Origin of the sequence: Gottfriedia acidiceleris (assembly GCF_004138285.1) — a bacterium.
GTDB lineage: Bacteria > Bacillota > Bacilli > Bacillales > Bacillaceae_G > Gottfriedia > Gottfriedia acidiceleris_A.
The window spans coordinates 24,783-50,655 of record NZ_SCFN01000009.1 but is presented as its reverse complement, the minus strand read 5'-3'; the positions used below and the strand labels follow the sequence as shown (position 1 = coordinate 50,655).

The following is a 25,873-nucleotide window of genomic DNA, read 5'->3' as shown; positions in this document are numbered from 1 at the left end:
CCAGTCGTTCCAGTAATTCCGGTTGAGCCAGTCGTTCCAGTAATTCCGGTTGCTCCAGTTGTTCCAGTTGTTCCAGTTGTTCCTGTTGTTCCAGTAATTCCGGTTGAGCCAGTTGTTCCTGTTGTTCCGGTTGCTCCAAATGTTCCAGTTGGGCCGGTTGTTCCCGTTATTCCGGTTGCTCCTGTTGGACCTGTTGCTCCCATTATTCCGGTTGCTCCTGTTATTCCTGTTATTCCCGTTGGGCCCGTTTCTCCAGTTGAGCCAGTCGTTCCCGTTATTCCAGTTGGGCCGGTCGTACCTGCTACTCCAGTTAAGCCAGTTGGACCAGTAATTCCCGTTACACCGGTTGAGCCAATTTCTCCTGTCGTGCCTGTTAATCCAGTTACTCCTGTCGAGCCTGTTGGACCAGTGGCTCCCATCGCTCCAGTGGGCCCTGTTTCTCCTGTCACTCCCGTTATCCCTGTAGGGCCAATTTTTTTAATCCCATTACAAGAAAAACTATTACAACAACTACATTTATTCGAATTGGAGCCTATTCCTTTTACGTAAGGAATTGTATTGCCGTTCTCATCTTTATTATTCATAAAGGAATACATTATCGTTCCTCATTTCATTACATAGGGCTGTTCAAAAAATATTCCGAACAATACTATTTAGATAAAATGAACTATTACATTGAATATCTGACCGTAATACAAAACTCACCTTCTACTGCCCCGGTTAAACCTGTAGTATCAATTTGAATTTCATCGAATAGCTTTTCTGAGAAAGCGACACTACTTTGCGGTGGGACAGTTAGAGTATCAATTACATTTCCACCTCTTAAAAAATTAACAACGATATTATCTGTACCTGTATCATTTTTAACATAGCCTGTTGCGGAAATAATTGGAGCGATATTATTTGTAAAGATTGTGATAATACCGGGTGTATTCACTTGCCATGTTGTACAAACTTTATCTTGAAATATATTTTTAGCTGAGCAACAACTTAAACCATTACACATTTGCTTTTCCCCTCATTTTCTTCAATTAAACAGAATAACGTGTCGTAATACAAAACTCACCTTGAAATAATATACCTGCTCCAATTGGAATTACGGCTTGTATTAAATCAAACCTTCTAATTGTAAATGCTAAACTAGAACCTAATGTTACGACCTCAGAATTAATCGTGCCTCCAGCTGAGTTTAAAAATACAATCTGTATTGGTGATGCAACAGAACCTACTTCATACTTAACAAAACCAGTTCCTATAATATTTTGGTTAAAATTATTTTGAAAAAGTGGAATTGTAACAGTTGTTGTATCTCCTACTGCTTGCCATGGTATACATACCTGGTCCTGAACAAAAATCTTTTCAGGACAGCAAGTTAATGTTGATGTTGAACAATTACATGATGATGCCATTTATGGTTACTTCCTTTCTTTCAATAAAATGAATCATTATCATATAGTAATCAAAGTGTCATGCATATGCTTGTACATTTGTCAAAAAAAAAGAATCTATCACACATAACTCGTTGATAGATTAGCTTTTATAATATTGATTTGTAATACTTTATAAATATTACATGTTGAAAAATTAGTGAACAATTTATGTAAAATTATAAAATAAACAATAAAAAAGAAAATTCTTATTTCAAACTTGGAAATACTTTGTATATAACTTAGTTACTAAATGTTTCATCAAACGCTGAATTCTAGTATAATAGATAAGATGTAAAAATTTGTTTATGATCTTTGATTTAGAAAGGACTTTATAATAGATGGCAAATAAAGAATTAATTAATCAGGTTGCTAAACGCCGTATTTTTGGGATCATCTCTCACCCGGATGCTGGTAAAACAACTTTAACTGAAAAATTACTACTTCATGGTGGAGCTATTCGTGAAGCTGGTACTGTAAAAGCTCAAAAAAATTCAAAATATGCAAAATCTGACTGGATGGAAATCGAGAAGCAACGTGGAATTTCTGTTACTTCTTCTGTTATGCAGTTTGAATATGATGAAAAAATGGTATCAATTATGGATACTCCTGGTCATAATGATTTTGGTGAAGATACATATCGTGTACTAACTTCTGTTGACTCTGCAGTCATGGTAATTGATGCTGCAAAAGGTATTGAAGCACAAACAAAGAAACTTTTCCAAGTTTGTCGTTTACGTGGTATCCCTATTTTTACCTTTATGAATAAATTAGACCGCCAAGCTAAAGATCCATTAGAGTTAATGGAAGAATTAGAAGAAGTTCTAGGTATGCCTTCTGTTGCAGTTACTTGGCCAATCGGTAGTGGAATGCAATTTGAAGGTGTTTATGATCGATTAGAAAATGAAGTTCATCTTTTCCGTAAAGATGAAGTCATTAAACTTGGTCAAGATGGCGTACACGGTCCTGAATTAGAAGCGCATTTAGAGCCTTCAAATTTAGAAAATTTACGTGATGAAGTTGATCTTTTACAAGGTGCAGGAAATGAATTCAATTTAGACTTAGTTCGAGCTGGTGAACTTACTCCTGTTTTCTTCGGAACAGCATTAGTCGATTTTGGGGTAACACCATTTTTAAATCATTTCTTAGATATGTCACCTGCACCAGGATCTCGTAAAACAATTAATGGTGAAGTTAATCCAACTGATGAAGTATTTAGTGGTTTTATTTTTAAGATTCAAGCTAATATGAATCCTGCTCACCGTGATCGTATTGCATTTCTACGAATTTGTTCTGGCGTATTTGAACGTGGAATGAATGTAATGCTTTCTCGTACAGGTAAACAAATTAAATTAAGTCAATCGACTCAATTGATGGCTAATGACCGTGAAACGATTGACCGAGCATATGCTGGTGACGTAATTGGTATTTACGATTCAGGTACTTATCAAATCGGAGATACAATTACATCTAGTAAACAAAAATTATTCTTTGAACCATTACCAACTTTCCCACCTGAGTTATTCTTACGAGTTAGCCCAGTTAACTCATTAAAATCTAAGCACTTCCATAAAGGTGTTGAGCAATTAGCTCAAGAAGGTGCAATTCAAGTTTATAAAAATGAGTTTAATGAGGTCATTTTAGGTGCTGTAGGTCAACTTCAATTTGAAGTATTTGAATACCGCTTAAAAAATGAATATGGATCTGATATCCGTAAAGACCATGTTGATTTCAATATAGCTCGATGGGTTAAAACAGACGACGTAAAAGGACTTAAGAAATATCAAGATATGCGTAACATGCTAGTATATGACCGTTTCGAACGTCCGTTATTCTTATTTGCGAACGAATTTACTTTCAATCGTTTTAAAGAACGTCATGAGGAATTAGAATTAGTTGAAGCGCTTGATGTTAATAATGAAATACAAGTTGATTAATTGACGAAGGAGACCGATTTTTTCGGTCTTTTTTTGTTGTTTTCTGACGAGGTTCTTCTCGCCTATTTTATCCGAATTTGCTTGTATTTTAAAACGTTATTTAACTGAAATATACCAACATATACCGGTATATGCTATTAAAATTACGGTTAATTTTACGGAGAAACCACACAGTTGAACAAAAAAATCGGCGTCCCTCGTTAGAAGGACGCTTTTACTAATCGTACAATTACGCCCAAGCACTCTCTTTTTCGATTAATTTAGCAAATTTATAAGCGACCTTCTTAATATCCGAGTCATTTCGTACATTCATCGTACCAACATTGACGTTGATTTCCTTACCGCCTTTACCTTTGTTATAAGCCTCGTTTTCTTCCGAAGTTAAAACGCGCTCTCCTTTATGGAGGGTAGTTTGAAATCCGTTGTAGGGATTTTTTGAAATTCCCCCTGCATCGACACTACGTAAAGGACAAAAGTTCGGGTGGATACGCGTTTAAGCTCCGTATTCTGTCAGAAGCATTGCTCGAAGACCCACGACTTTTTAGCTACGTCATCCGGATTAAATCCGCGAGGTTGTCTAATTAATACTAATAAGACGAAATATCGGAGGATCAATTATGGAAGTAAAGACGAGGTTAAAAGTAATCATGGTCGAGCGTGGTATTAGTCAGACTGCTTTATCCAAAAAGCTTGGAATATCGATGGCGGCATTAAAAAGCCTGGTTAACGGACGATCATTTCCGCAACTTCCACTAGCGTTAAAAATTGCCGATGAACTTGGCTTAAAAGTCGAAGATATTTGGATACTTGTCAAAGAAGATGTCTAAAATAGAGGATATTGATAATTAGACAAGTGGTGATATTTTGGCTAAAAGAAGACGTAAAAGTTATAGCAGAAAAAGTTATGGTTGGGGCGGTAAGTACTCATACTTTGGCCTAATGTTAATTTTCGGACTAGTCATCGTATATAATATATTGAAAAGTTTATTTCATAATTTAAAAGTCGCATTAAATAAAGTACCCTCCTGGGGTTTAAAAGAGTGGGCCATTTTTATATTTATAGTAGGCGGCTTAGCGTCACTTTACGTTCTAACTGATCGTCAATCAAAAAGGCGTTATTTTACAGACAGACCGTTTAGGTCGTTTAAAGCGAAAAAAGGCCGAACTATTTTCGAAATTACTGCGGGATTTTCACCGAGAGACTTCGAAATATTTGTCGCGGATATGTATAGGCACACCGGATATCACACAGAAGTTACTCCGCAGTCAAACGATAACGGAAAGGATATTATTTTAACGAAGAATAAAGCGATCATTTACGTTGAATGTAAAATGTACGCCGAAGGTAATAATATTGGAAGGCCACCATTACAAAAATTACACGGAGCGATGTCGAAGGATAAAGTCGAGCGAGGTATGTTCGTTACTACTTCGGCATTTACGAAGACCGCCCAGGATTACGTAAATGGTACCGGGATAGAACTCGTAGATGGCTACGATTTACTAAAGATTATCGGAAAAGTTAGGCCGGAGCTGCTTTATGAAGATATTGTACCGGAAATTGAGCCGATATGAGTTCCATAAAATTTAATATCATTTTCGGATTAATTGTCCCTTGGCTTTTCGGGTTATTTCATCTAAATAGAAAAGACCGAACTTTAATTCCTTCAATTGGTCCTATTGTTGTGGCATTTAGTCTTCTAGTAAATGAATTAGGGTTTTTCTTAGGTTTTTGGAAAATTAAACCTTTTAATATAGATCAAACAATGTCTGCTATGCCTTACGATTTTGGATTTTACCTAATTGTAAAGTGTTACATGATTTATTTAATTAAAAACAGTAAATATTCATATTCAATTCTTTTTATATTCGCATTTCTTACTACAATGGTTGAATGGACATTGGCGTTTTTTGGAATTGTTTCATACGGAAATGGATGGAATATCATGTGGACTTTCTTTTCTTATTTTATTCCTAATATTATTGTTTATTGGTTTTATAGATATTTAGTAAAATTAAATATACAAACATAAAAGTACCGAGGTTATTTTATTACTTCGTCAGGTTTTACAAAAGAAGCTCGCGAATACTTATCAAAAACGAATATTATATTAATCGATCGCATGATTTTATTAGGTAAATGCACACATAATAGCGTCCTATTGGGCGCTTTTGTTCTTTATAAAGGATATTTATAGGACTAGGCGAATAGTATGAGATATATGGTAAATATTAGGAGGCGTAAAATGAAAAGAACGATAAGAAGTATCGCATTAGGGACCGCAATCGCTACAGGATTTATTTTCGCTAGTGGCTGCTCAAATTCTGAAACGACCTCGAACGAAGCTACGGGTAAATCCATTATTGTAACGAAAGCAGAGTTCGATAAGATTCAAAACGGCATGACTTCGAAGCAAGTATTCGATATTATTGGTGGTAAAGGCGAGATAATGAGCGAAGCTGGCGAGAAAGGTAAACCTGGATATACGATTCTCTATACGTATAAGGGTAAAGGATCTACGGGAGCTAACGCTAACTTCACGTTTCAAGACGGTAAGTTAATGGCGAAGGCTCAATTCGGATTAAAATAACGTAGGTATGGCGTGATTAATAAAAAAGTGGATGTTTTTAGCATCCACTTTTTTTGCGCAATGAATGGTAATTTGTTTTATGGAGCAAGTTTCACTTTTTCATGCAGAGTTCACAATCTGATCAGTTTTATCGTTTTAATAAAGTTAAACTCTGCATTCCCTTTATTATCAAAATCTTTAAATCCTAAATAAAAAAGCCGAACCTACTATTATTTCGATAGCAAGTCGGCATTTTTCAATTAAATCTATTATTCTATTAAATTACATGTTTTTCTGTATCAACATTAGCTTCTTTGTTTCTTGAAAATAGATTAGCCAATGCTTCTGGTAACGCAATCATTGCTGGTAAAAAGATTGGTAATAATATAAAGCAAAGTACTACTAGGCCAGTTATTACCGCTATTGCTAATTCAAACAATAAAAGGATTCCAGATGGCATAAGTGTAGCAAATGTACCTCCAAGTATGATTACCGCTGAAATAATTACTCCACCAGTATGCTTAGATGCTAATACGATTGCCTCTTTCGGTGACAAATTAGAATATTCCTTATATCTCATCATTAGGAAAATACTATAATCTACTCCTAAAGCTACTATAATTATGAAAGAGAAGAACGGAACAAAAGAAGATATCCCTTCATATCCAAGCAAGTCTATGAAAATATAGTTAATCACAAACATTGCACAGTAGTATGCTCCTAAAAGTGATGCAGTGATAAATACTGGTGTCCAGAATGATCTTATCACTAGGAATAATACAAGTAATACCCCTATTATAACGATTGTTGTTGTTTTATTTAGGTCACTACTCAAAATATTGTTCATATCATTTGTTGTTGCACTCGGACCCGAAACACCTGACTTTGCATTTGAAAGTTCTGTGCCCTTAAGTCCATTTTTAACAGCCGAATTTATTTTATTGATTGTATTTAATGATTCTTTTGAATATGGATCATTCTCCAAAACAATTGTTAGTTTTGTAATCTTTTTATCTTTTGACATAAACATGTCTATTGATTTTTTAAAGTTCTCATCAGCCAATGCTTCTTTTGGAATAAAGAAAGTTTTATTTGAATTAAACTGAGTTAAGAAATCATTTGTCTTTCCTAAACCGTCAGAAATTTTCTTTAAACCACCGTTTACATCAGAAAGCTTTTCACCAAATGTACTAAATCCATTGATGCCAGATACTAGCTGTTGCTGTCCTATTTTCATTTGTCCAAGTCCATCTGATACTTTATTCATATTTGTGACAATTTTTCCGATTCCAGATGATGCATCGCTTAAGCCACTTTCGAGTTTTTTCAAACCATCAGCCATTTGAGTTAAGCCATTACTCATACTAGAAAGATTACTGTTTGCAGTAGCAAAACCTGCAGTTACAGCATTATAATTATCATTTAAAACCTTGATTCCTTCAGGAGTAATTTGATTTAAAGAAGCAACTGTTTGATCAATTGTTTGCTTTAATGATTGGTAATTTACATCATCTTTTGAATTCGAATAACTACTACCTAGTGCTGTCACTATTGATTGCATTTGAGAAATTGCGCCTTTTAGACCAAGTAGTGCTTGTGCTGATTCTTGGTAATGAGTTCCTAATTCTTTATAACCCGATTGCATTTTCTCATAATTTTTTGCTAGTAATGTTACACCACTACTCATTTTTCTTAAATTTATTTCGATGGTTGCTATACCATTAGAGATTGTTTGAGAATTACTAGAACCATCGCCGATCCCTGCTTGAATTTGTTTTAATCCACCACTTAAGGCTGTAACACCATTTTGTAGTTCTGTTGTTCCATCTACCATTTGGTTAACCTTTGAAAAATCCGCTGATCCTAGTTTATCTTGGGCTAAACTTAATCCGTCATGTATTTCGTTAACACCATCTTGTGTTTTTGAAATACCATCAGTCACTGTACCCATTTGACTATCAACATAAAAACTATCAATTTGTTTACTTTCAGGTTGTGTTACTGAAGATACTTGCTTAACACCCTTTATCTTCTTAAGTCTTTCAGTAACATTATCAATTACTGCAAGTGATTGATTATTATCAAGCGCTTTGTTATTTTGAATAACGACTGTTGCGGGCATTGCCTGACCTTTACCAAAATGATCTGAAACGATATTAAATCCTTTTGATGAAGGATATTTATTTCCCAGTTCTCCAATCGTATCAAAGTTTAGCTTTTCTTGATGAAAATACACCATTGGAGATAAAACCAATAGTATTACGACAATTGTTATAATCGGTTTCTTTATGGCAAAAGCAGACGAATTTCCAAAAAATTTGTTTTCTTTGTGTCCACCAACATTTTTAGATGGCCAGAAAAGTTTTTTTCCTAATACCTTCAATATAAATGGTGTTAACGTTAAAATTTCTAATAATAATATGCATACACCTATTACAACTACAACACCTGATTTATAAATTGGAGATTCTGCAAATACGAGTGCAAGGAACGCAATAAACACAGTTAAAATACTATAGGCAATTGTTTTACCAGCCGTTTTATATGTGTTTACAATTGATTCATCAACTGAATGTCCAAGTGAAAGTTCCTCTTTGAAACGATTAAAAAGGAGTATGTTGTAATCTGTTCCAATACCAAAAAGAATCAGTATTAAGAGCATTTGAGTAAGACTTGTAATTGGAAATCCAGCTTTATCGATTAATTGAGCAGCTATCCCCATTGAACATAGATAAGAGAATGCAACAGCAATTAACGATACAAATGGTGTGACAATCGATCTAAACGCAAGAACAAGTACTACTAAAATAAAAATCACTGTCAATGCAGCACTTTTTTCGACTCCAGCTTGCGAAGCTTTTAAATAATCATTGTTGATAAAATCTTCACCACTTAGATAATATTTAACTGGTACTTCACTTAGTTTATTATCTAATTGTTTTTTAATATCATCTATTTCTCTTCCGTTTTTATCTAACTTATAACTCACCATTAGTGTTGTACCATCTTTTGATACTAATGAACTTTTTGCATCTGGAATACTAAAAGGATCAATGAATTCCGATATTCTAAGTTCTTTGCTGCTATCACGGATTCCTTTAACAGCATCACCAATTTTTTCCATTTGGTCATTCGAAATTTTATTTTTATCATAAAAAACAATCAGATTGTTCGTTCCTTTTGCAGTATCCATTTTTTTGAGGATATGATCTGCCATAACTGAAGGTGAATCGCTATTCGCTCCTTCCTGCCCCTTATTCCGCAGAATTGCATTTATGTCAGGCTGAAGAACTGTTAACAATACTGTTGCAATTAACCAAATTGAAAAAATGATCCAACGACCCTTTATGATTTTGTTCACATGATCCTCTCCTTCATTAATTTATTTCTCTTTTTTTTCTTTTTCCTCATCAAGAAAGTACAATACATCAAAGAATTCATAATTATCCATTCCATCTGTCTCCATCTTTTTCTTAACAGCTGTAACTAATAATTTCATTCCTTTCTCTACAATCTCTTGTTCATCAGAATTTAGAAGACCTAATGCACTATTTAATGACTTATTTGCAATTTCAGTAATGCTACCATTTATTTCATCCGCAATATTTTTAGGTAAAGAAATCTCCACGAAACGTTTATCTTTTGGATTTGGTGTTTTCAATAAAAGGCCTTTTGTAGTCAGACGCTCAACGATATCTGATACAGTACTTTGAGTCATTTTAAGATTTTTAGAAAGTTGTTTAATGCTCATTGTTTTATGAGCATACACTTCGCCAATAACTCTTGCTTGTGGAATTGTAACTCCATGTTCCTCCGAATGCTTTTGAAGGCTTTTCATTAAAAACCGTTGTAAAAAATCGATTGATTCACGAATAAATTCTGCTCGTTCTACCATTTAATCCCTCCAACATAATACTTCCGAGCATAATACATCTTATACGATGTATCGCACAAGATTTATATTATTTGTCTTAACTACATTTGTCAATTTATATACATATAAAAGTCTGTGTTCATAACATCTAATCTTAAGATTTTATATTTAGGTAAAGTAGCCAATAAAAAAAAGCAGTTAAGTATTTCAACCACTTTTAAATGTTTCATGCTTTTTTAGAGTTATATTGAAGCGTTGTTTTCTGCTTAGGTTCTTTTATCGATAAATACACAGCTACAACAATTAGAATACTTCCTATGAAAAAAGAAGGGCTAATTTCTTCATTTAATAAAAAATATCCAAATATCGTACCAATTAATGGTTGTAAAAAGAAAAATAATGATCCTGTGGAAGTATCAATATATTCAAATCCTTTGTTCCAAAGATAAAAGGCACCTGCTGTTGAGATTGTTCCTAAAAATATGACACCCATCCAAATCCAACCATTTGATGGTAAGGGAGTTATGTGTTTACTTTGTTCAATAATCGTAAATGGTAATGTAAAAATTACGCCAAATACCGTCGCCCAAGTTGTTACGGTTAATGATGAATATTTACTAGTCTGAACTTTACTTAGAACTGTATATAATGCCCAAGTAATTGCTGCACCTACTAGTATGAGATTTCCAAAATATGCGCCTAAATTTGATCCACCTTTTGGTAATCCTATTACAACGATTACTCCAATAGTTGCTAAAATTAACGATACAATTTTACGACTATTAATTTTTTCTTTTAAAATAAAAAATGCAAATAATGATATTAATGCAGGTGAAGCTGAAGTTATTAAAGAGCCCATTGCTGCACCTGAAAGCTTTGTACCAACAAATTGGAAACCAATTGAGCCAGTATAGCCGACTAAAGCAATTATTGCGAGAGGAAACAAATCTTTCTTACTAATTTTCCAGCTTTTTTGGAAAAGACTGATTACCCCTAATGTTAATAAAGCTAAAATAAATCTCATTTCTAGTAATAACCATGGAGAAATGCTATCTAAAACTACTTTACTAACAACATAAGTCATCCCCCAAATACTTGCGGCCAATGATAAATACAATGCTCCTTTAAAAAAATTCATTTAATTCCCATCTCCTACTTTTTATTCCAATCATTTTTCGAAAGTCCAAACATAAATTCGGTTACATATTGGCCTTTAAAATAAGAATTTTCTATTATTTTCATTTCATGAAATCCTAATTTTTTTAATAATTTAATTGAAGATGAATTTTGTTCTACAGCAATTGCGTTTATTTTTTCTTTATTTAATTCATTAAATAAATAATCAAGAATCCCTTGTAATGCTTCAAAGGCAAATCCATTATTCTGATACAATGGCTCTAATGTAAAGCCGACCTCAACTTGATTTTTAGGATTTGATAAAGTGTGTACTCCAATATCCCCTATTAGTTGACCATCTATTTTATTTTCAATCGCTACTTGAACCCATGAATCAGGAATATTCATTTCAGCTGATTTTTGTTTTTCAATAAAATTTGTCGCTTGTTCGTATGTATAATTTTCCCAGCCTTGATAAATCGCCACATCTGGATTTGAACGATATTTATAAAAGTTGCTAACATCTTCATCTTTAAACCTTCTGAGTATTAATCGACTAGTCTCTAATTCAAAAAATTCTAGTTTGCTCATATTCCACCTCTAAAAATTCACATTTTATCGTAATTGTACCTTCTATTATACTTAGAAATTTCGAAATAAACTAACTTTTTACACTTTACTTTTTGGAAAAAATGATTTATTAAGTGAAACAAAAAAACTGATCAAATTATTGACCAGTTCAGTGTGTACTTAAAAAACTTGAGTTTCAGACTAATTGCAAGCGCTTGTCTTTCGAGGCGAGAAGTCTGGTGAGGAGCGGAGTTACCCCAAACGGTAATGAGCACCGCAGACAGACGAAACAACGAAGAAAGCGAGCGTTTGTCAATAGTCTGAACTGATCAAATTATTGACCAGTTTTAAAACATATTAATATTGAGTTAATTTATTCAATGGTGTTTGAATAATTAGTGGTTTTTTTGCAGGATCTAACCATTTTAAAATGGATACTACATTTGTTTTAGATGTAGCTGTGCAGCCTGCCGTATATCCTGAAGTTCCAGCTACGTGAAAAAATATTGCACTACCTTTTCCTGGGGTTCTCGCAGTATTATAGTTAATAACAAATCCATAATCATATTGAGAAATATTCATTTTTTCAGCAGTTTTCCATCTACCGTTATTTTCTGATGCCAATTGCCAAGTATTATATAATTTACTATTTGAATCATCTACAAAAACATCATTTGAAGTAATTTTACGGTATGTCATTTTCGTACCTGGATTCGAATATCTACCGAATGCTGTTGTAATTGTATATTTCCCTTCAGGTGTTTCATAATCCCCCTCATGCTTACTACTAATCATGCCGTTTTTACCGATCACACCTGAATATGTATGTAATTTTTTCCAGCTAGTACCGCTTTTTTCAAATGTTTCAATTAAAACATTTCTTGTACTTTCATTTTCTGCTGATACAACGATTAATTGCTTTGAAGCACCTAAAGTTTTCATTTTATTTACGGTCGTGGCAGAAACTGTAGTTGGGGTTTTTTTAATATATTTACTTGAAACCCATCCAATTTTTGTTCCACTTTTTATTTTATACCAAGATCCACTTGTGCTTGTAATCGTAACTTTGGCACCCTTCTTAAGTGTGCCAATTACTTTATTACTTGTACTGGGTCCACTTCTAACATTTAAAACTGATGCAGTTACTGTGCCACTTATCGTCGCAGCTTCCACGGTCTTAATTGAGCTCGGAGTAGAATTTCCATAGAATAAACCTCCAGTTAAAATTGATAGTGCCAAAGTTGCTTTGCAAATACTTTTAATCATTAAATCAGCTCCATTGTAAAGTAAATCTATATTCGAGCCTTTATTATACATAACTAACCTTACATAATAAGGACATTTTTATTACAATTCTATTAGTTTTATAACATTTCTCTTAAAATTGTAGAAATTATTAAAATTTTTTCGATACTATTCAAATTATAATCAATTATGACAAAAAAAGAAGCCAATTTTAAATTTGGCTTCTTTTTATTTATTAATGTCCTACCATCATTGAAGATTTTGACTCGTCAAGATCTGCTTTTGACGCATCTGCATCTTGCACTTTTGGTTTACGTAAAATAATTGCTAACAACGCACCTACTAATGCGATACCTGCTGCTAGTAAGAAAGTATCACCAAATGCTGAAATCATCGCATTTAATGGATTCGTTGTTTTTGCCATATAATCCTTTGTACTAGAAGTTAAAAATCCAGCCATACCTGCTACTGCAAATGATACCATTACTTGCTGTGCAGCTGCAGTTAAAGGAGTTACACGACTTACTAAATGTCTTGGTGCAGATTGTAATACATGTGTATTAATCGGCATCATCGATAATCCCATTCCAGCACCCATCATAGCAAGTGTTAACATAATAAATGTATTTGAAGAGTCAACTGAAATTTTAGAGAAAATGAATAGTGCAGATGTGATAATTGTTAAACCAACTAACGCCATCGGTCTAGCACCAACTTTATCATACATTTTACCACCAATTGGCATCATTAAAGCCGATGCTAGTGCTTGAGGTAACATAATTAAGCCAGTTTCAAATGCCCCATATTGTTTAACTGTTTGTAAAAATAATGGAACAATTAGGAAAGAACCGAATAATGCAATTTGCATAATCCAAGTAATTAAAATACTTCTAACAAAATCAGACGATTTAAATACACGTAACTCAAGTAAAGGTTGTTTTAGGCGAAGCTCAACAAAGATGAAAAGTAATAATGCAACTCCACCAACAATTAAACCTGTTAATGTTCCTTTTGAAGTCCAACTTGTTGAACTTTGACTAACTCCGTAAGCTAACATTGAAAAAGCGATTGGAGCAATAATAATTCCTAATCCATCTAAAGCAGGTACTGATTTTGATTCAAAATTAGGTAAGAATTTAGATCCGATTATTATTGCAATAATACCGATTGGTAAATTAATTAGGAAAATCCAATGCCAAGTAGAATACTCTACAAACCATCCTGAGATAACCGGACCTAATGCAGGTGCAAGTAACATCGGAATACCAAGCATCCCCATAATTGATCCGATTTTTTCTGGAGGAGCTAATCTAAAGATAATTGCCATACCGATTGGAGCAACCATTCCTCCACCAATTCCTTGGATTACTCGAAATAAAATTAACTGTTCAGGTGTTTGCGCTACAGAACAAAGAACTGAACCGATTGTAAAAAACAAAATCGTTAATAAGAAAATTTTCTTAGCTCCAAATCGATCAGACATCCAGCCTGCAAGTGGTATTACAGCTGATAATGCCAATGTATATCCTGTAATTGTCCACTGCATTTTTGTTAAATCGGATTTAAAATATTCGGTTATTCCAGGTAATGCTACGTTTACTACCGTACTATCTAAAATAACCATGATCATACCAACGATTACTGCCATCATTGGACCAATAATCGTTTTTACGCTAAACGGCGTGTCAGCCGAGTTTTGCTGATTATTCATATATTATCCCCATTTCTTCTATATATTTTGAAAAGCTGTATTGAAATGCGTTCAAATTTTCCATTCTATTTATTAGTGCAAAAATCCATTTTATGATAAAAGCGAAATTTGAACAGAAAGTCTATCATACAAAAAATCAATTAAAATGTAAATAGTAATTGTCCTTAACCCAAAAACAGTACTTACAATAAGTACAGTATATGTGAATTAAATGTCCATTTCAAGTTTAATTTTTAATTATTTTTATTGATTTTTTGTATACTAGCATTGTTGCTTCAATCATAAAATTTACGAATAACTTAAATTCAACAAATAAAAAATAGCCCTTATGATTCTATTCACTGGGGCTATTTTTTAATCACATTATTTTAATTATTTATTTTTAACGTACTTCATCATTAGATGAGCAATTGTATGTTGCTCTTGTTCATCTGCAACATTCCAAAGGTCTTTTAAAATTTGTTCTTCTGCATTTTTTGGTTCTACTTCATTTGCTAAATAATTTCCTAAGCGATATGCCATTTCAGAAATAGCACCTTCACCAACACCCTTCTCATCTGTTGCATCTAATCGATCACCTAAAAAATCTTTCCATTGATCCCAGTTATCTAAAATTGACATCGTTTTCACCTCATATAATTAGTTGTTGAAGATTACATAAATACTATTTACCTTTTATGAAGTAATTATGTATGAATTATTATCCGGGTAATATTGTCAGAAAATTAAAATAAAAAAGAACTAATTTCATTTTGTAAAATTAGCTCTTTTAATTTTTATTTTTTATTTTCGTTCATAAAAAATATTGCTAAAGTACCAGGCCCTGCATGTGCACCTATAGCCGACCCGATCGAATTAATGACAAATTCCTTACATCCAAATGTCTCTGTCATAGCATTTTTAATTTCAATTGCTTTATTTAAATCATCACCGTGAGAAATACCAATTAATTGAGTTGATAAATTTGTCCCGCGAGATTCCATAATTTCAAGAATTCTTTTTATCAATTTTTTAGAACCTCTAATTTTTTCAAGTGGAATTAACTTTCCATCTTCAACGTGTAATATAGGTTTAATATTTAATAAATTGCCTACAAAACCAGCCACTTTACTCAAGCGACCTCCACGTACCAAATATTGAAGGTCATCTACTGTAAAGATATGTTCAATATGTTGTATGCTATGTTTTATATTATTAACAACCTCTTCTTTTGTAGCTCCATTCATCGCAAGCTTTGCAGCATTAACAGCTATTAGCCCTTGTCCGATTGATGCACTTTTTGTATCAAATATCTCTAAATCAAAGTCAGGAAATTCCTCGTCAAACTCATTTTTTACCATGACTGCTGATTGATATGTACCTGAAAGTTCAGAAGAAAACGCAATATAGATACATGGTGTATTTTCTTTTGCATATTTAACGAAAGTATTATAAATATATTCATACGAAGGAAGAGACGTTTTAAATACTTTTCCATTACGCATTTCATTAAATAAAGTTTTAGAATCCAATGTTAAACCATCAAAATATTCTTTTTCATCTTCTGAATAAACTCGTAGTGGAATAACATCAATATTATATTGTTCAATGATCTCCTTTGGTAAATCTGCCGCACTATCTGTTATTATTTTTAAATTCATCTAATCATACCTCTGTTTCAAAAATTGGTTAATTCTATTTAGATTGGTTATTTCTATTTTCTCACAAAATGTTATTACAGAAAAATAAAATGTTTTAATATAATTTTAATAATAATATTTGCTATTAACTAATTTATACCTTCTTTTTTTCGTATTCTTCACAAAAAATTATTAATTTACCATTCGAACCGTTTATTTGAATAATAGCCATATCGATATTCTAACTGTTCTTTTTCATATTCGCTTCTTTTATTTCGCAGTGCATAAATAATTAAAATTGCTCCGAACACTTGAACCCAACTACCGACAAGTAATAAATCATCTCCTAAAATAATTTTATCACGTAGTAATGCAGCATTACCAATGCCGTCGATTAAAGCACCTAATCCGATTAATTGATTTCCATAAGCTTCAATTTTACCTAGTTGCGTCCCCTCGGGCAATGCTCCAGTTGTTTCAATTTGAGCACCTATTGATTGAATGACACTTCCAAGTGCATTTAATTTATGCCCCTCTCTTTCCATACCTTGAATTTCTAAATTTGTTGCAAATGTATTTGTACCGTTTCCGATTGCTTGAATCCAAGCACCAATCATTATTGTTAATTCAAATTCTTTTTCTTTTCTCTTATATAGTTTTTCTCTCCCAATTGCTTGTATAGAGTTGCCAAATGCTTCGATTGCATTTCCTTTAGCGAATAAACTTCTACCAAAGTTTTCACTTACGATTCTTTTACTTGAAACACCAACAGCAGCTGTTGATGTACCAAATAATAAAAAATATGCACCGATAAGGGGTAAATCATCAACTAAATCCCTCAATTTGACACCTCCTGTTCAAACAGTATTTAAATCAGTTTATTCAACATTAAATTTAATTGACAATTAATATTGTTTTGATTAATATAATAACAATTAATATTTCGAAATTTAAAAGCTATGAAGAGAAAAGTAATAAAGTTAAAAATTATTTACAGAGAGCTCCTGTGTGCTGAAAAAGGAGTAATAATAAACTTTATGAAAAAAGACTTGGAGCTTCGTATGGAACTAAAGTTCACATTAGGAATGGTACGCCGGGTTCTCCCGTTATAGAGATAGGGTATAAGCATTCGTGCCGTACCTAAATAAGGTTGGTATGGTAACATATCAATAAACTGGGGTGGTACCACGAAGTTAACAACTCTCGTCCTCAAGATGATAAATCTTGGGGGTGGGAGTTTTTTTATTGCAATTAGAAGGTTAAATAAAAAAAATTTCGAGGTGATAACAAGCATTGGGCATATAAAATCGCAAATGAATTAATTGAAAAATATCCGAATAAAAAACCTTATGTATGTGCATCTGGCATAAGCCCATCCGGTTCGGTTCATATTGGAAATTTTCGTGAGATCATTACAACTTATTTTGTTGTGAAAGCTTTAAATAATTTAGGTAAGAAAACAAGATTTATCTTTTCTTGGGATGATTTTGATCGTTTTAGGAAGGTCCCGAATAATATTGATCCAACTTATCATCATTTTATAGGTAAAGCCTATTCAAATATCCCTGACCCATTTGGCAGTCACTCATCATTCGCCGAACACTTTGAAAAGGAATTTGAAAATTCCTTATCTGAACTAGGAATTGAGGTTGAGTTTATCTATCAAAGTAATGAATATAAATCTGGTAGATACAATGTAGACATAATACACGCTATTGAAAAAAGAAAAGAAATTTATGATATTTTAATGAAGTTCAAAACAAGTGTTCCAAATGAACAAGAACGTAATGATTTTTACCCTATTACTCTGTACTGTGAAAATTGCGAGAAAGATGACCCTTCAATTACTCGATATAATAATGAAAGCAAAATTTTAAATTATAAATGTCGTTGTGGATATTCAAATCAATTATCTGTAGAAACTGCAAACAATATTAAATTAAACTGGAAAATTGATTGGGCTATGAGATGGATGAAAGAAGACGTTGTATTTGAACCTGGTGGAAGAGACCATTCATCTGAAACAGGCAGTTACAACGTTTCTAAAGAAATTGCTAAAGCCATTTTCAACTATGATGCACCTCATTATACACCATATGAGTTTATTGGAATAAAAGGTCAGAAACAAAAAATGTCTAGCTCCTCTGGAAATTTAATAACACCATCTGAGTTATTGAAAATCTATTTACCAGAAGTCATCCTTTTTATGTTTGCTAAATATAAACCAACAGCAGCATTTAATATTGGTCTAGATGAAGATGTGATTAAAAACTATTCAGAATTTGAAAGGTATCAATCAAATTATATTGATCAATCTTTACACGATTTAGATATTTGTCAATCGCTCGAATTTGCACATATTGGTAAAATTGATAAAAAATATCCAAAGTTTAATCATGTTGCTAGCATTCTGCCTCTCGTTAATTACAATGTAGATCTATTAAAAGACATATTTGTTAATAATGCGGAAACATACTCAGCCAAGGAAATAGAGAAAATTAGTCATATGGCTGAATATTGGATTAAAAAATACTATCCACAAAAAAATATAATTGTAAATGAAGAACAAACAATTGAATTTTATCATTCTTTAAATGATGAACAGAAGGATTGGTTGAAAAATTTATGTGACTATCTATTAAATAACAAGCACCCAGATCAAACTGAATTAATGAAAGAATTATATTCGATTTGTTATCATGACGATAAAAAAATGATGAAAGCAAATCAAAAAACTTTTTTCACAATGATCTATCAACTCGTTTTAAGTAGAACAAGTGGGCCACCTATTCCATTGTTGTTTCAAGCAGTAAATAAAAATCAGCTAATCAACTTATTAAACTTCAACGAAGGTTAATATAGAAGGAAGCTAAAATAAAAATGGACTCAGGTATATACAATCTGAGTCCATTTTTATCATTTTTTATTGAATGCGATTTTTAAATGCTTCTTCTGTCACAATATAATCTTCTTCTCGATCTTCATGTTTACGGTCTTCAGGTGCGACTAGTGATCCTTTTGGATGAGTTGGTTCATGACCTTTTTTCTTATGATTAAAGCTTTTACCTCTTGCCATTATAAATTCCTCCTTAGTTATATCATCATTAATAATATGAGTATTTGAACTTTAACTTATAGATGGTAGATTATTACAAGGAAGAATTTTATTATGCTGATATTGATGATATGATAAGAAAAAGGACTTAATTAATGGTTGAGGTAAATGATGAAAAAAGAATTTGCAATAAGTATTTCAAATCATATTAAACAATGGATGGTTTCAAATAATTCTTTATTTAATATTGAAGAAATTCCAACAACTTTAAATACATTACAAAATTTTCAACAATGGACAAACGGTAAAACGATTGTTTCAGCCTTTCATCTAAGTAAGGTCGAGGAAGAAAGCTATTATTTACTATTAATCGACTGGCATCGAAATGAAAATTTTTATTTAGTCATATATGTTGAAAATAAATCAACAACCGCTGCAGAAATAAGAGAAATTCATGAACAAGATGGACAATTTTCTTTGGTCTGGAAATATAACCCATTGAAACGAGATGGAAAAAATGCTGAGCGAAAAGCTTATTTCAAGCAAGTTTTCGGATCGCTTCAAGTAGAAATACCAATACCAAATTCTTCTACTGAAGTTGAACGTTTTTTTAATGATATTTACAAATTATGTAGAAACCGTCAAACAGCTGACCGAATTATTGATTTATATGATTTTTAAATTAAAAATGAGCACTCTAAAAAAGAGAACCTTCTATTTTTTAGAAGGTTCTTCACCGTTTAAATCTTCGTAACAAATAACACAATTTTTCCCGTTTTGTTTTCCTGCATACATCGCCTTATCAGCGCGATTAATACTCTCAACTACACCTTTTTGTGGATTAAATCTCGATAGACCAAACGTCATCGTAACGTGTATGTTTAGACTTTCATAATGAAATTCGTGTTCCTCAATCGCACATCTAAGTCTTTCAGCTATTTCTTTTGATTGATGAAAAGGTGTATTTGGTAATACGATTAGAAACTCTTCTCCACCCCATCGCCCTAAATAATCATGATTACGAATCAATTCTTTAATTAATTTAGCACTCTGACTTAGTACAAAATCACCGATTGTATGCCCATAGTGATCATTAATTTTTTTAAAATTATCGATATCAAAAATCAAAAATGAGCAGTCTAACTCTGTTTCAGTAGTTTTTTCTAAATCAGAGAGTATCAAGTCGTTGAGCCCTCTTCGATTTAAAACTCCAGTTAAAGGGTCCTTTAATGAAAGATTTTCTAACTCGGTTTTCTTGCATTCTAAATCATTTACTAATCCCTTTAACTTTTTTTCAGCATCCATTCTTTTTTCTGCTATCCATGTAATCCATACCAAGAGAATGGTGATAAATACAATTGGTAGAATCTTAATACCAATGATTTTTAGCATAGCTGAGGTTGTTAAAATGTAATAAAACGTCCAGTCCGTACCTGGAAAATCACATTTTAGTACTTTCATTCCGTTAAGAGTTGTTAGTGTTTCATTCTGCATTGTATTTATTTTTTCTAAAGATCCGCTAGAATACTTTTTATCTAATTTTGTCATATTTATTATTTTATCAGATGATAAAAATTCTTGATTTGAAGAAGCTATAATATTACCCTTTTTATCCGATAAAATCGCAGTATAATCTTTATTTAATTCTCTACTTAAATTTTCAAAGGTAATATCAATTGAAATTGATCCAACATATCGTTGTTTATAATCAACAGGTGAAGATACTGTTACCATCATTCCTTTTCCTGCTTTGTCCAAATAAGGACGGCTCCAATAAGGTTTGCGATATGGATTTGATTCGATTGTACCTAATGTCGTACTTTCTTCTTTTAATAAATCATTCGAAAATTTAAATTCATTCGACGGAACAAAAGGATATAAATTATTAAAACCAGAGATGCTTGTATAGTAAATCCAAGTTATATCAGGATATGAACTGTATATTTCTGAAAAATAATTATTTAATCGATCCGCCAACAAAATTTCCTTAAATTTCAATTGATTATCCTTTGGCTTTCCGATTCCCGTAATATTCCCTTTTTTATTTTCATACAGTGTATCTTTGATCGAATCACTATTGAACTCTTTTTTTATCGGATCGTAATGGATGTAACTCGTGTCGTTCATCGCATTATTACTTTCATCTTTGTTTAAAAATTCATTTGAGTAGATTTTTAAAACTTCAGTGAAATCAGAACCTGTTTTTGAATAATCTTGTATATTACGGTAATCAATATCAAAGCTTTTTTCGAACTTAGTTGTTTCAGTTATATTAAAATAATAAAGTGAACTTCCTACAAAAATGATTGATACTAAAATGACCAACAACAATCGAATTCGTTTCAAATGCCTGCACTCCTACTAATTTTGGCGTTAATAAGCTGGTCATGAAACTTATTTTCTAATTCCTCGACAGGTAATGGCTTACTATAAAAATAACCTTGTGCGTATTTACAATTTTGAATTTGTAAAAAGTCAACTTGCGTTTTATTTTCAACACCTTCTGCTACCATGTCATATCCAAGTTTATTGCCTAGATCAATAATCGCGCTAATAATTGCTTCAGAGTTTGAAGAGACATTAATATCATCAATAAATGATTTATCTATTTTTAATTTATCAAATGGAAATTGTTGTAAATAACCAAAAGAAGAATAGCCTGTTCCAAAATCATCAATTGAAAGTCGAACACCAATTGATTTTAGTTCATTCATTATTTTTGTAGCTTCTACAATTTCTTGCGTCACACTTTCAGTTATTTCTAGATCTAGGTATTTTGGTTCTAATTTAGAATCAATTAATATATTACTGACTGTGTCGACAAATTCTTTATCTCTAAACTGAACCCCTGACACATTCACTGCAAGACTTTTTAGTGGAACACCTGCATCAATCCATCTTTTAAATTGATGGCACGCGGTTTCTAATACCCTTTTACCTAATAAGATAATAAGACCTGTTTCTTCTGCAACTGGTATGAATTCAATTGGAGGAATGAATCCATATTTTGGATGTTTCCAACGAACTAATGCTTCTAATCCAATGATTTCATTTGTAACTAAGTTTATTTGTGGTTGGTAATGTAAACTAAAATCATCGTTCTCTAAAGCTTTTCGTATCCCAATTTCTAGTTCCATTTTTCGGTCATTTGCTTGTTTAACTTGTTCTGTATAAAAATTATAGCCATTCTTGCCTGATTCTTTTACTGCGTTCATTGCGGTATCAGCATTCTGAAATAGCAACTCCACAGTTGTTCCATCTTCTGGATACATACTGATGCCGATACTAAACGAAACATGTATATTCCGTTCTTCAATTATTAATGGTTTTGAGAATGATTGTAAAATCTTTTTAGCCAATTCTTCAGCTTGTATTGAATCAGAATTTTTTAATAAAATAACAAAACAATCCCCATCGAAACGAAACACTTCACAATTTTTGCCCATGCTTAGTTTTAATCTTTCGGTAACTTTTTGAAGTATCTTATCTCCAAAGCTGTGACCAAATGTATCATTAATATTTTTAAAACGGTCAAGGTCCATAAACATAATTGACATAGTTGATTTAATTTTTTACTTTTCAACAAAGCGATTTCAATTTGTTTGTATAACGCATTTTGATTTCCTAATCCAGATAAAGTATCGTAATAAGCAAGGTATTCCATTTTTTCGGCAGTTTTTTTTCGTTCCGTAATATAACGTGCAACTACTTGTAAAGCATCCATTCCTTGGAAAATTGTTAAGTAGGTTAAAGCTTCTGTAAAAACACTTGCTCCATCTGGTCGTGTGAGAGTATATTCATTCGTAATAATTTCACCATCGATCACTTTCATTAAATCGTTTTGTGCAATATTGATTGATTCTTCGGTTAAAAACTCAAACACATTTTTTCCAACGATTTGATTAATATGATCAACACCCATTAATTTTAGGCCTGCATTATTTATATATAAAATTTTCCCATCCAACCCATAAATCAGCGTAGTTTCAGGTGAATATTTCACTAATTTTTGATATCGCTCTTCACTTTCCAATAATTTTCGTTCAGATTGCGTTTGTAAGGTGATATCCTGTGCAAAATACATTAATTTTTGAACTTTACCATTTTCATTTATGATTGGTACACATTTACATTCTAATACAACCTTATATCCAAGTTTATGTTCAATATTTACTTTAAACTGAGAGCTAGTTTTAAATTCTTTACGATTAATAAACTCTTGCTTCATTTTCGATGCATCTGCATCTTCATCTAAAAAGTCAAAAATTGATTTTCTTACGTATTCAGATTGTTCATAACTTAGTAATGATTGAACAGAAGGTGAAGTATATTCGATCCTACCAGACAAATCTACTACGACAATAATATCAGACGAATTTTCGACAAACATTTGATAACGGTCTTCTACTGAATTAACTACTTTATTTTTTTTTATTAATAAAGAATAAAAATACAAACCACTAATTATGATTAAAATGAAACCTTTTAAGATTGAGATATTCAAATCGATTTCCCCAAAATAATATTTAATTAAAGAATTTGACATTATAATCCAAATAGCACCAAACAAAAAGTAATATGAAATCGCATAGAACGAGAATTTTTTGTGCCTTCTCAAGTTTTTATGCATTTTCAACACCTTTCTGGTTTATATTAAACCAATTAATTATTTTAGAATATTAATATTAAACTTATTTTAACTTCATGGTACGTTTTACTCAACCATAAAAACATGGAAACTCAATGTAGTTAAACGTTAACTCTCAACCAATTAACAATCAAAACAAACCTAATTCAATCTGAACTAGGTTTGTTTTGATAATATTTTATTGATATAACTTAATTACTTATACTCATATATGTATATAAAGCTTAAATATTAACGGAGTTTTGAAACCTTGCACCCTTTTTTAATAATAGAGGAGTGATCATAAAACCGATAATCATACCTGCCAAGTGACCAGTTAAACTTGTTGACGGGATAATTAATGAAGATAGTAATCCAATTCCTAAAAATGTTATGACAAACTTACGATCATCTGAAAAGAGCATCTTTTTTCTAAATAAGGTAATAAATAAATACATTCCTAAAAAAGCATAGCCAACACCGGATGCCCCTGTCTCAACTGTATTAGGTGAATAGTTAAAATTAATAATAAGTCCTGTAAGAATAACCGATAATAAATAAAATAGTAAAAATTTAACTGAACCTAACGCTCTTTCTAATGGTCTACCTAAAATAATCATAAAGGTCATATTCATAAAAAAATGAGCGTAGCTTCCGTGCATAAATGCATAAGTAAAAAGTCTCCATATTTCACCTTGTTTTACTAATTCGTGCTCATATCCACCTAAATTGATGATATTTTTGATCGTATATCCACCTAAAAATGTCGTAATGATCGCTAATATGGTACATAAACCAACCATAATTGTTGTGATTGGATATTTCCTAATAAACGTTTTGAAGTCTTCTGTCACCAAAAACATCAATCTTCATCCCTTCTTGGAGCTATTATCAAGTTGTTATATATTTCTTCTATCTTACTTAATTCGACATTTTTCTAAAAATTCCTATTTTCAATAAAAAAAATCATACAAAATTTAAAGGCAGAAATAGAAACTACAAGATAAAGGGTATCTTAAAAAGAGTAAATGAAAGAGTAGCCATTATATAATGGAATTTTAATCCTTAGTCTATGTATTCACATTAAATCTTTTTAAGCCCTATTCATTTGTTAATATTAAAGGAAAGTATTTTTCAATGATTTTTAATGGGGTAAAAGTATTAATATATTTTGCACTTGTAAAAACAGCTACTAATTGGTTTTTTGGTGAAATAATGATAAATTGGCCTCCATAACCCATGGCAAAATAAATCATTGAATCAAGTTCCATTAACTCATTATTTTCAAGCACCCACCAATGATATGCATATGAACCAACATGCGGATATGTATGGTACTTCGCTTTTGTTGATATTTCAATCCACTCACTTGAAATAATCTGTCTATTATTCCATTTTCCTTTTTGCATCATTAAAATCCCAAGCTTTAGCAGATCATCTGACGTTAAACTTAAGCCAAATCCACCAATATTAATTCCTTTTGAATCTTCATGCCAAATAAACTCTTTTATTCCTAACGGATCAAATAACATTTTTTTTGCGAAAGTAGACAATTTTTCATTCGTTACCATTTGCATAATTGCACTTAGTACTTGTGATGCTCCAGAATCATAAATCATTTTTTCACCTGGATTATTAACCATTTCTTTCTCTAGTACGTATTGTATCCAGTCTTTACTATTAATCATCGGGAATGGACGCCCACCCCATTCTCCCCACTCTTGCCAATCATATCCAGGAGTCATTGTGAGCAAATGTTCGATCGTAATTTCTCGTTTTTTCGTTTCGATATTTGGAAAATATTTAGAAATTGGTACATCAACACTTTCTATAAATCCTTTATCAATTGCAATTCCTAATAACATCGATAAAACACTCTTCGTAACGGAATTAATTTTAAATAGTTTTGTTTCGCTTTTTGAATTTTTATAAAAATTATATTTAATTTCTCCATTTTGATAAATAAGGCAAGTTGAAATGCGTTCTTTTTTTAATTCATTTTCAAATTTTACATAGTTCATAGAATTTGTTTTCAAATCATTTCTCCTTTCAAGTTGATTTAGTAAGTTCCTTCTATTTTAAACATTAATTCTAAATATGTATATTTTTCATTATTTCAAAT

The 25,873-nt window shown here is 31.9% G+C and carries 24 protein-coding genes, 2 pseudogenes and 1 other annotated feature; of the genes and pseudogenes, 8 read left to right on the top strand and 18 right to left on the bottom strand.

The window, feature by feature from the left end:
• The 3 genes and pseudogenes from EP747_RS15090 to EP747_RS15080 all read right to left on the bottom strand — a co-directional run.
• Positions 1–596: pseudogene (locus EP747_RS15090) on the bottom strand (hypothetical protein); the annotation flags it as partial.
• Between the two features lie 74 nt (positions 597–670).
• Positions 671–1,006 (bottom strand): DUF3992 domain-containing protein, encoded by a 336-nt coding sequence (locus EP747_RS15085; RefSeq protein WP_129690957.1) that lies wholly within the window; start codon positions 1,004–1,006, stop codon positions 671–673.
• 25 nt (positions 1,007–1,031) lie between these two features.
• The gene (locus EP747_RS15080; protein ID WP_129690956.1) at positions 1,032–1,409 is read right to left on the bottom strand and encodes a DUF3992 domain-containing protein; all 378 of its coding nucleotides are present in this window, start codon (positions 1,407–1,409) and stop codon (positions 1,032–1,034) included.
• Positions 1,410–1,768: 359 nt separating this feature from the next.
• On the opposite strand from EP747_RS15080, the gene EP747_RS15075 reads away from it, so the two are divergent.
• The 6 genes from EP747_RS15075 (at position 1,769) to EP747_RS24305 (ending at position 5,955) form a co-directional block, all read left to right on the top strand.
• Entirely contained in the window at positions 1,769–3,364 is a 1,596-nt protein-coding gene (locus EP747_RS15075) for a peptide chain release factor 3 (RefSeq protein ID WP_129690955.1), read from the top strand.
• Positions 3,365–3,981: 617 nt separating this feature from the next.
• On the top strand, positions 3,982–4,191 hold the full coding sequence (locus tag EP747_RS15070; RefSeq protein WP_129690954.1) for a helix-turn-helix transcriptional regulator: 210 nt from the start codon (positions 3,982–3,984) through the stop codon (positions 4,189–4,191).
• A gap of 37 nt (positions 4,192–4,228) precedes the next feature.
• Entirely contained in the window at positions 4,229–4,939 is a 711-nt protein-coding gene (locus EP747_RS15065; RefSeq protein WP_129690953.1) for a restriction endonuclease, read from the top strand.
• The gene (locus EP747_RS15060; RefSeq protein ID WP_129690952.1) at positions 4,936–5,397 is read left to right on the top strand and encodes a hypothetical protein; all 462 of its coding nucleotides are present in this window, start codon (positions 4,936–4,938) and stop codon (positions 5,395–5,397) included. The genes EP747_RS15065 and EP747_RS15060 overlap by 4 nt, the downstream gene beginning before the upstream one ends.
• Before the next feature lie 18 nt (positions 5,398–5,415).
• A complete protein-coding gene (locus EP747_RS25390; protein ID WP_129690959.1) occupies positions 5,416–5,562 on the top strand; it encodes a hypothetical protein in 147 nt (48 codons plus the stop codon).
• Positions 5,563–5,610: 48 nt separating this feature from the next.
• Entirely contained in the window at positions 5,611–5,955 is a 345-nt protein-coding gene (locus EP747_RS24305; RefSeq protein WP_235832891.1) for a hypothetical protein, read from the top strand.
• 256 nt (positions 5,956–6,211) lie between these two features.
• Here the strand turns inward: EP747_RS24305 and EP747_RS15045 are convergent, their stop codons facing one another.
• The 9 genes from EP747_RS15045 to EP747_RS15005 form a co-directional block, all read right to left on the bottom strand.
• Positions 6,212–9,295 carry an MMPL family transporter gene (locus EP747_RS15045; protein WP_129690950.1) on the bottom strand — a complete coding sequence of 1,028 codons (3,084 nt, stop codon included), beginning with the start codon at positions 9,293–9,295 and terminating at the stop codon, positions 6,212–6,214.
• A 21-nt stretch (positions 9,296–9,316) separates the two neighbouring features.
• Positions 9,317–9,829 (bottom strand): MarR family winged helix-turn-helix transcriptional regulator, encoded by a 513-nt coding sequence (locus EP747_RS15040; protein WP_129690949.1) that lies wholly within the window; start codon positions 9,827–9,829, stop codon positions 9,317–9,319.
• A 205-nt stretch (positions 9,830–10,034) separates the two neighbouring features.
• Complete coding sequence (locus tag EP747_RS15035; protein WP_129690948.1) at positions 10,035–10,946, bottom strand: DMT family transporter; 912 nt, start codon at positions 10,944–10,946, stop codon at positions 10,035–10,037.
• A 14-nt stretch (positions 10,947–10,960) separates the two neighbouring features.
• Entirely contained in the window at positions 10,961–11,515 is a 555-nt protein-coding gene (locus EP747_RS15030; RefSeq protein WP_129690947.1) for a GNAT family N-acetyltransferase, read from the bottom strand.
• A 336-nt stretch (positions 11,516–11,851) separates the two neighbouring features.
• Positions 11,852–12,760: an SH3 domain-containing protein gene (locus EP747_RS15025; RefSeq protein WP_129690946.1), complete on the bottom strand. Its 909-nt coding sequence runs from the start codon at positions 12,758–12,760 to the stop codon at positions 11,852–11,854.
• A 214-nt stretch (positions 12,761–12,974) separates the two neighbouring features.
• Positions 12,975–14,450: an MDR family MFS transporter gene (locus EP747_RS15020; protein WP_129690945.1), complete on the bottom strand. Its 1,476-nt coding sequence runs from the start codon at positions 14,448–14,450 to the stop codon at positions 12,975–12,977.
• A gap of 372 nt (positions 14,451–14,822) precedes the next feature.
• A complete protein-coding gene (locus EP747_RS15015) occupies positions 14,823–15,071 on the bottom strand; it encodes a DUF3243 domain-containing protein (protein ID WP_088070344.1) in 249 nt (82 codons plus the stop codon).
• Positions 15,072–15,226: 155 nt separating this feature from the next.
• Complete coding sequence (locus tag EP747_RS15010) at positions 15,227–16,090, bottom strand: DegV family protein (RefSeq protein WP_129690944.1); 864 nt, start codon at positions 16,088–16,090, stop codon at positions 15,227–15,229.
• Between the two features lie 176 nt (positions 16,091–16,266).
• A complete protein-coding gene (locus tag EP747_RS15005; RefSeq protein WP_129690943.1) occupies positions 16,267–16,911 on the bottom strand; it encodes a DUF6944 family repetitive protein in 645 nt (214 codons plus the stop codon).
• Between the two features lie 108 nt (positions 16,912–17,019).
• Positions 17,020–17,283: a binding site (T-box leader), on the top strand.
• Between the two features lie 77 nt (positions 17,284–17,360).
• Here EP747_RS15005 and lysS point away from each other — a divergent pair.
• Positions 17,361–18,926, top strand: a pseudogene (gene lysS, locus EP747_RS15000) (lysine--tRNA ligase); the annotation flags it as partial.
• Positions 18,927–18,992: 66 nt separating this feature from the next.
• Here the strand turns inward: lysS and EP747_RS24300 are convergent.
• On the bottom strand, positions 18,993–19,145 hold the full coding sequence (locus EP747_RS24300; protein WP_165347078.1) for a hypothetical protein: 153 nt from the start codon (positions 19,143–19,145) through the stop codon (positions 18,993–18,995).
• A gap of 150 nt (positions 19,146–19,295) precedes the next feature.
• Here EP747_RS24300 and EP747_RS14995 point away from each other — a divergent pair, with 150 nt between their 5' ends.
• Positions 19,296–19,805, top strand: coding sequence for a hypothetical protein (locus tag EP747_RS14995; RefSeq protein WP_129690941.1), 510 nt, complete (start codon positions 19,296–19,298; stop codon positions 19,803–19,805).
• Between the two features lie 33 nt (positions 19,806–19,838).
• On the opposite strand, the gene EP747_RS14990 is transcribed toward EP747_RS14995, so the two are convergent.
• From EP747_RS14990 to EP747_RS14970, 5 genes are all read right to left on the bottom strand, one after another.
• Positions 19,839–21,470 carry a diguanylate cyclase gene (locus tag EP747_RS14990; protein ID WP_129690940.1) on the bottom strand — a complete coding sequence of 544 codons (1,632 nt, stop codon included), beginning with the start codon at positions 21,468–21,470 and terminating at the stop codon, positions 19,839–19,841.
• A complete protein-coding gene (locus EP747_RS14985) occupies positions 21,467–22,666 on the bottom strand; it encodes a putative bifunctional diguanylate cyclase/phosphodiesterase (protein ID WP_235832892.1) in 1,200 nt (399 codons plus the stop codon). Before EP747_RS14985 ends, EP747_RS14990 begins: the two co-directional genes overlap by 4 nt.
• The gene (locus EP747_RS14980; RefSeq protein ID WP_165347076.1) at positions 22,579–23,628 is read right to left on the bottom strand and encodes a PAS domain S-box protein; all 1,050 of its coding nucleotides are present in this window, start codon (positions 23,626–23,628) and stop codon (positions 22,579–22,581) included. Before EP747_RS14980 ends, EP747_RS14985 begins: the two co-directional genes overlap by 88 nt.
• Positions 23,629–23,996: 368 nt before the next feature.
• Positions 23,997–24,614: a rhomboid family intramembrane serine protease gene (locus EP747_RS14975; protein ID WP_129690937.1), complete on the bottom strand. Its 618-nt coding sequence runs from the start codon at positions 24,612–24,614 to the stop codon at positions 23,997–23,999.
• A 237-nt stretch (positions 24,615–24,851) separates the two neighbouring features.
• The gene (locus EP747_RS14970) at positions 24,852–25,787 is read right to left on the bottom strand and encodes a serine hydrolase domain-containing protein (RefSeq protein WP_129690936.1); all 936 of its coding nucleotides are present in this window, start codon (positions 25,785–25,787) and stop codon (positions 24,852–24,854) included.
• Between the last annotated feature and the right edge of the window lie 86 nt (positions 25,788–25,873).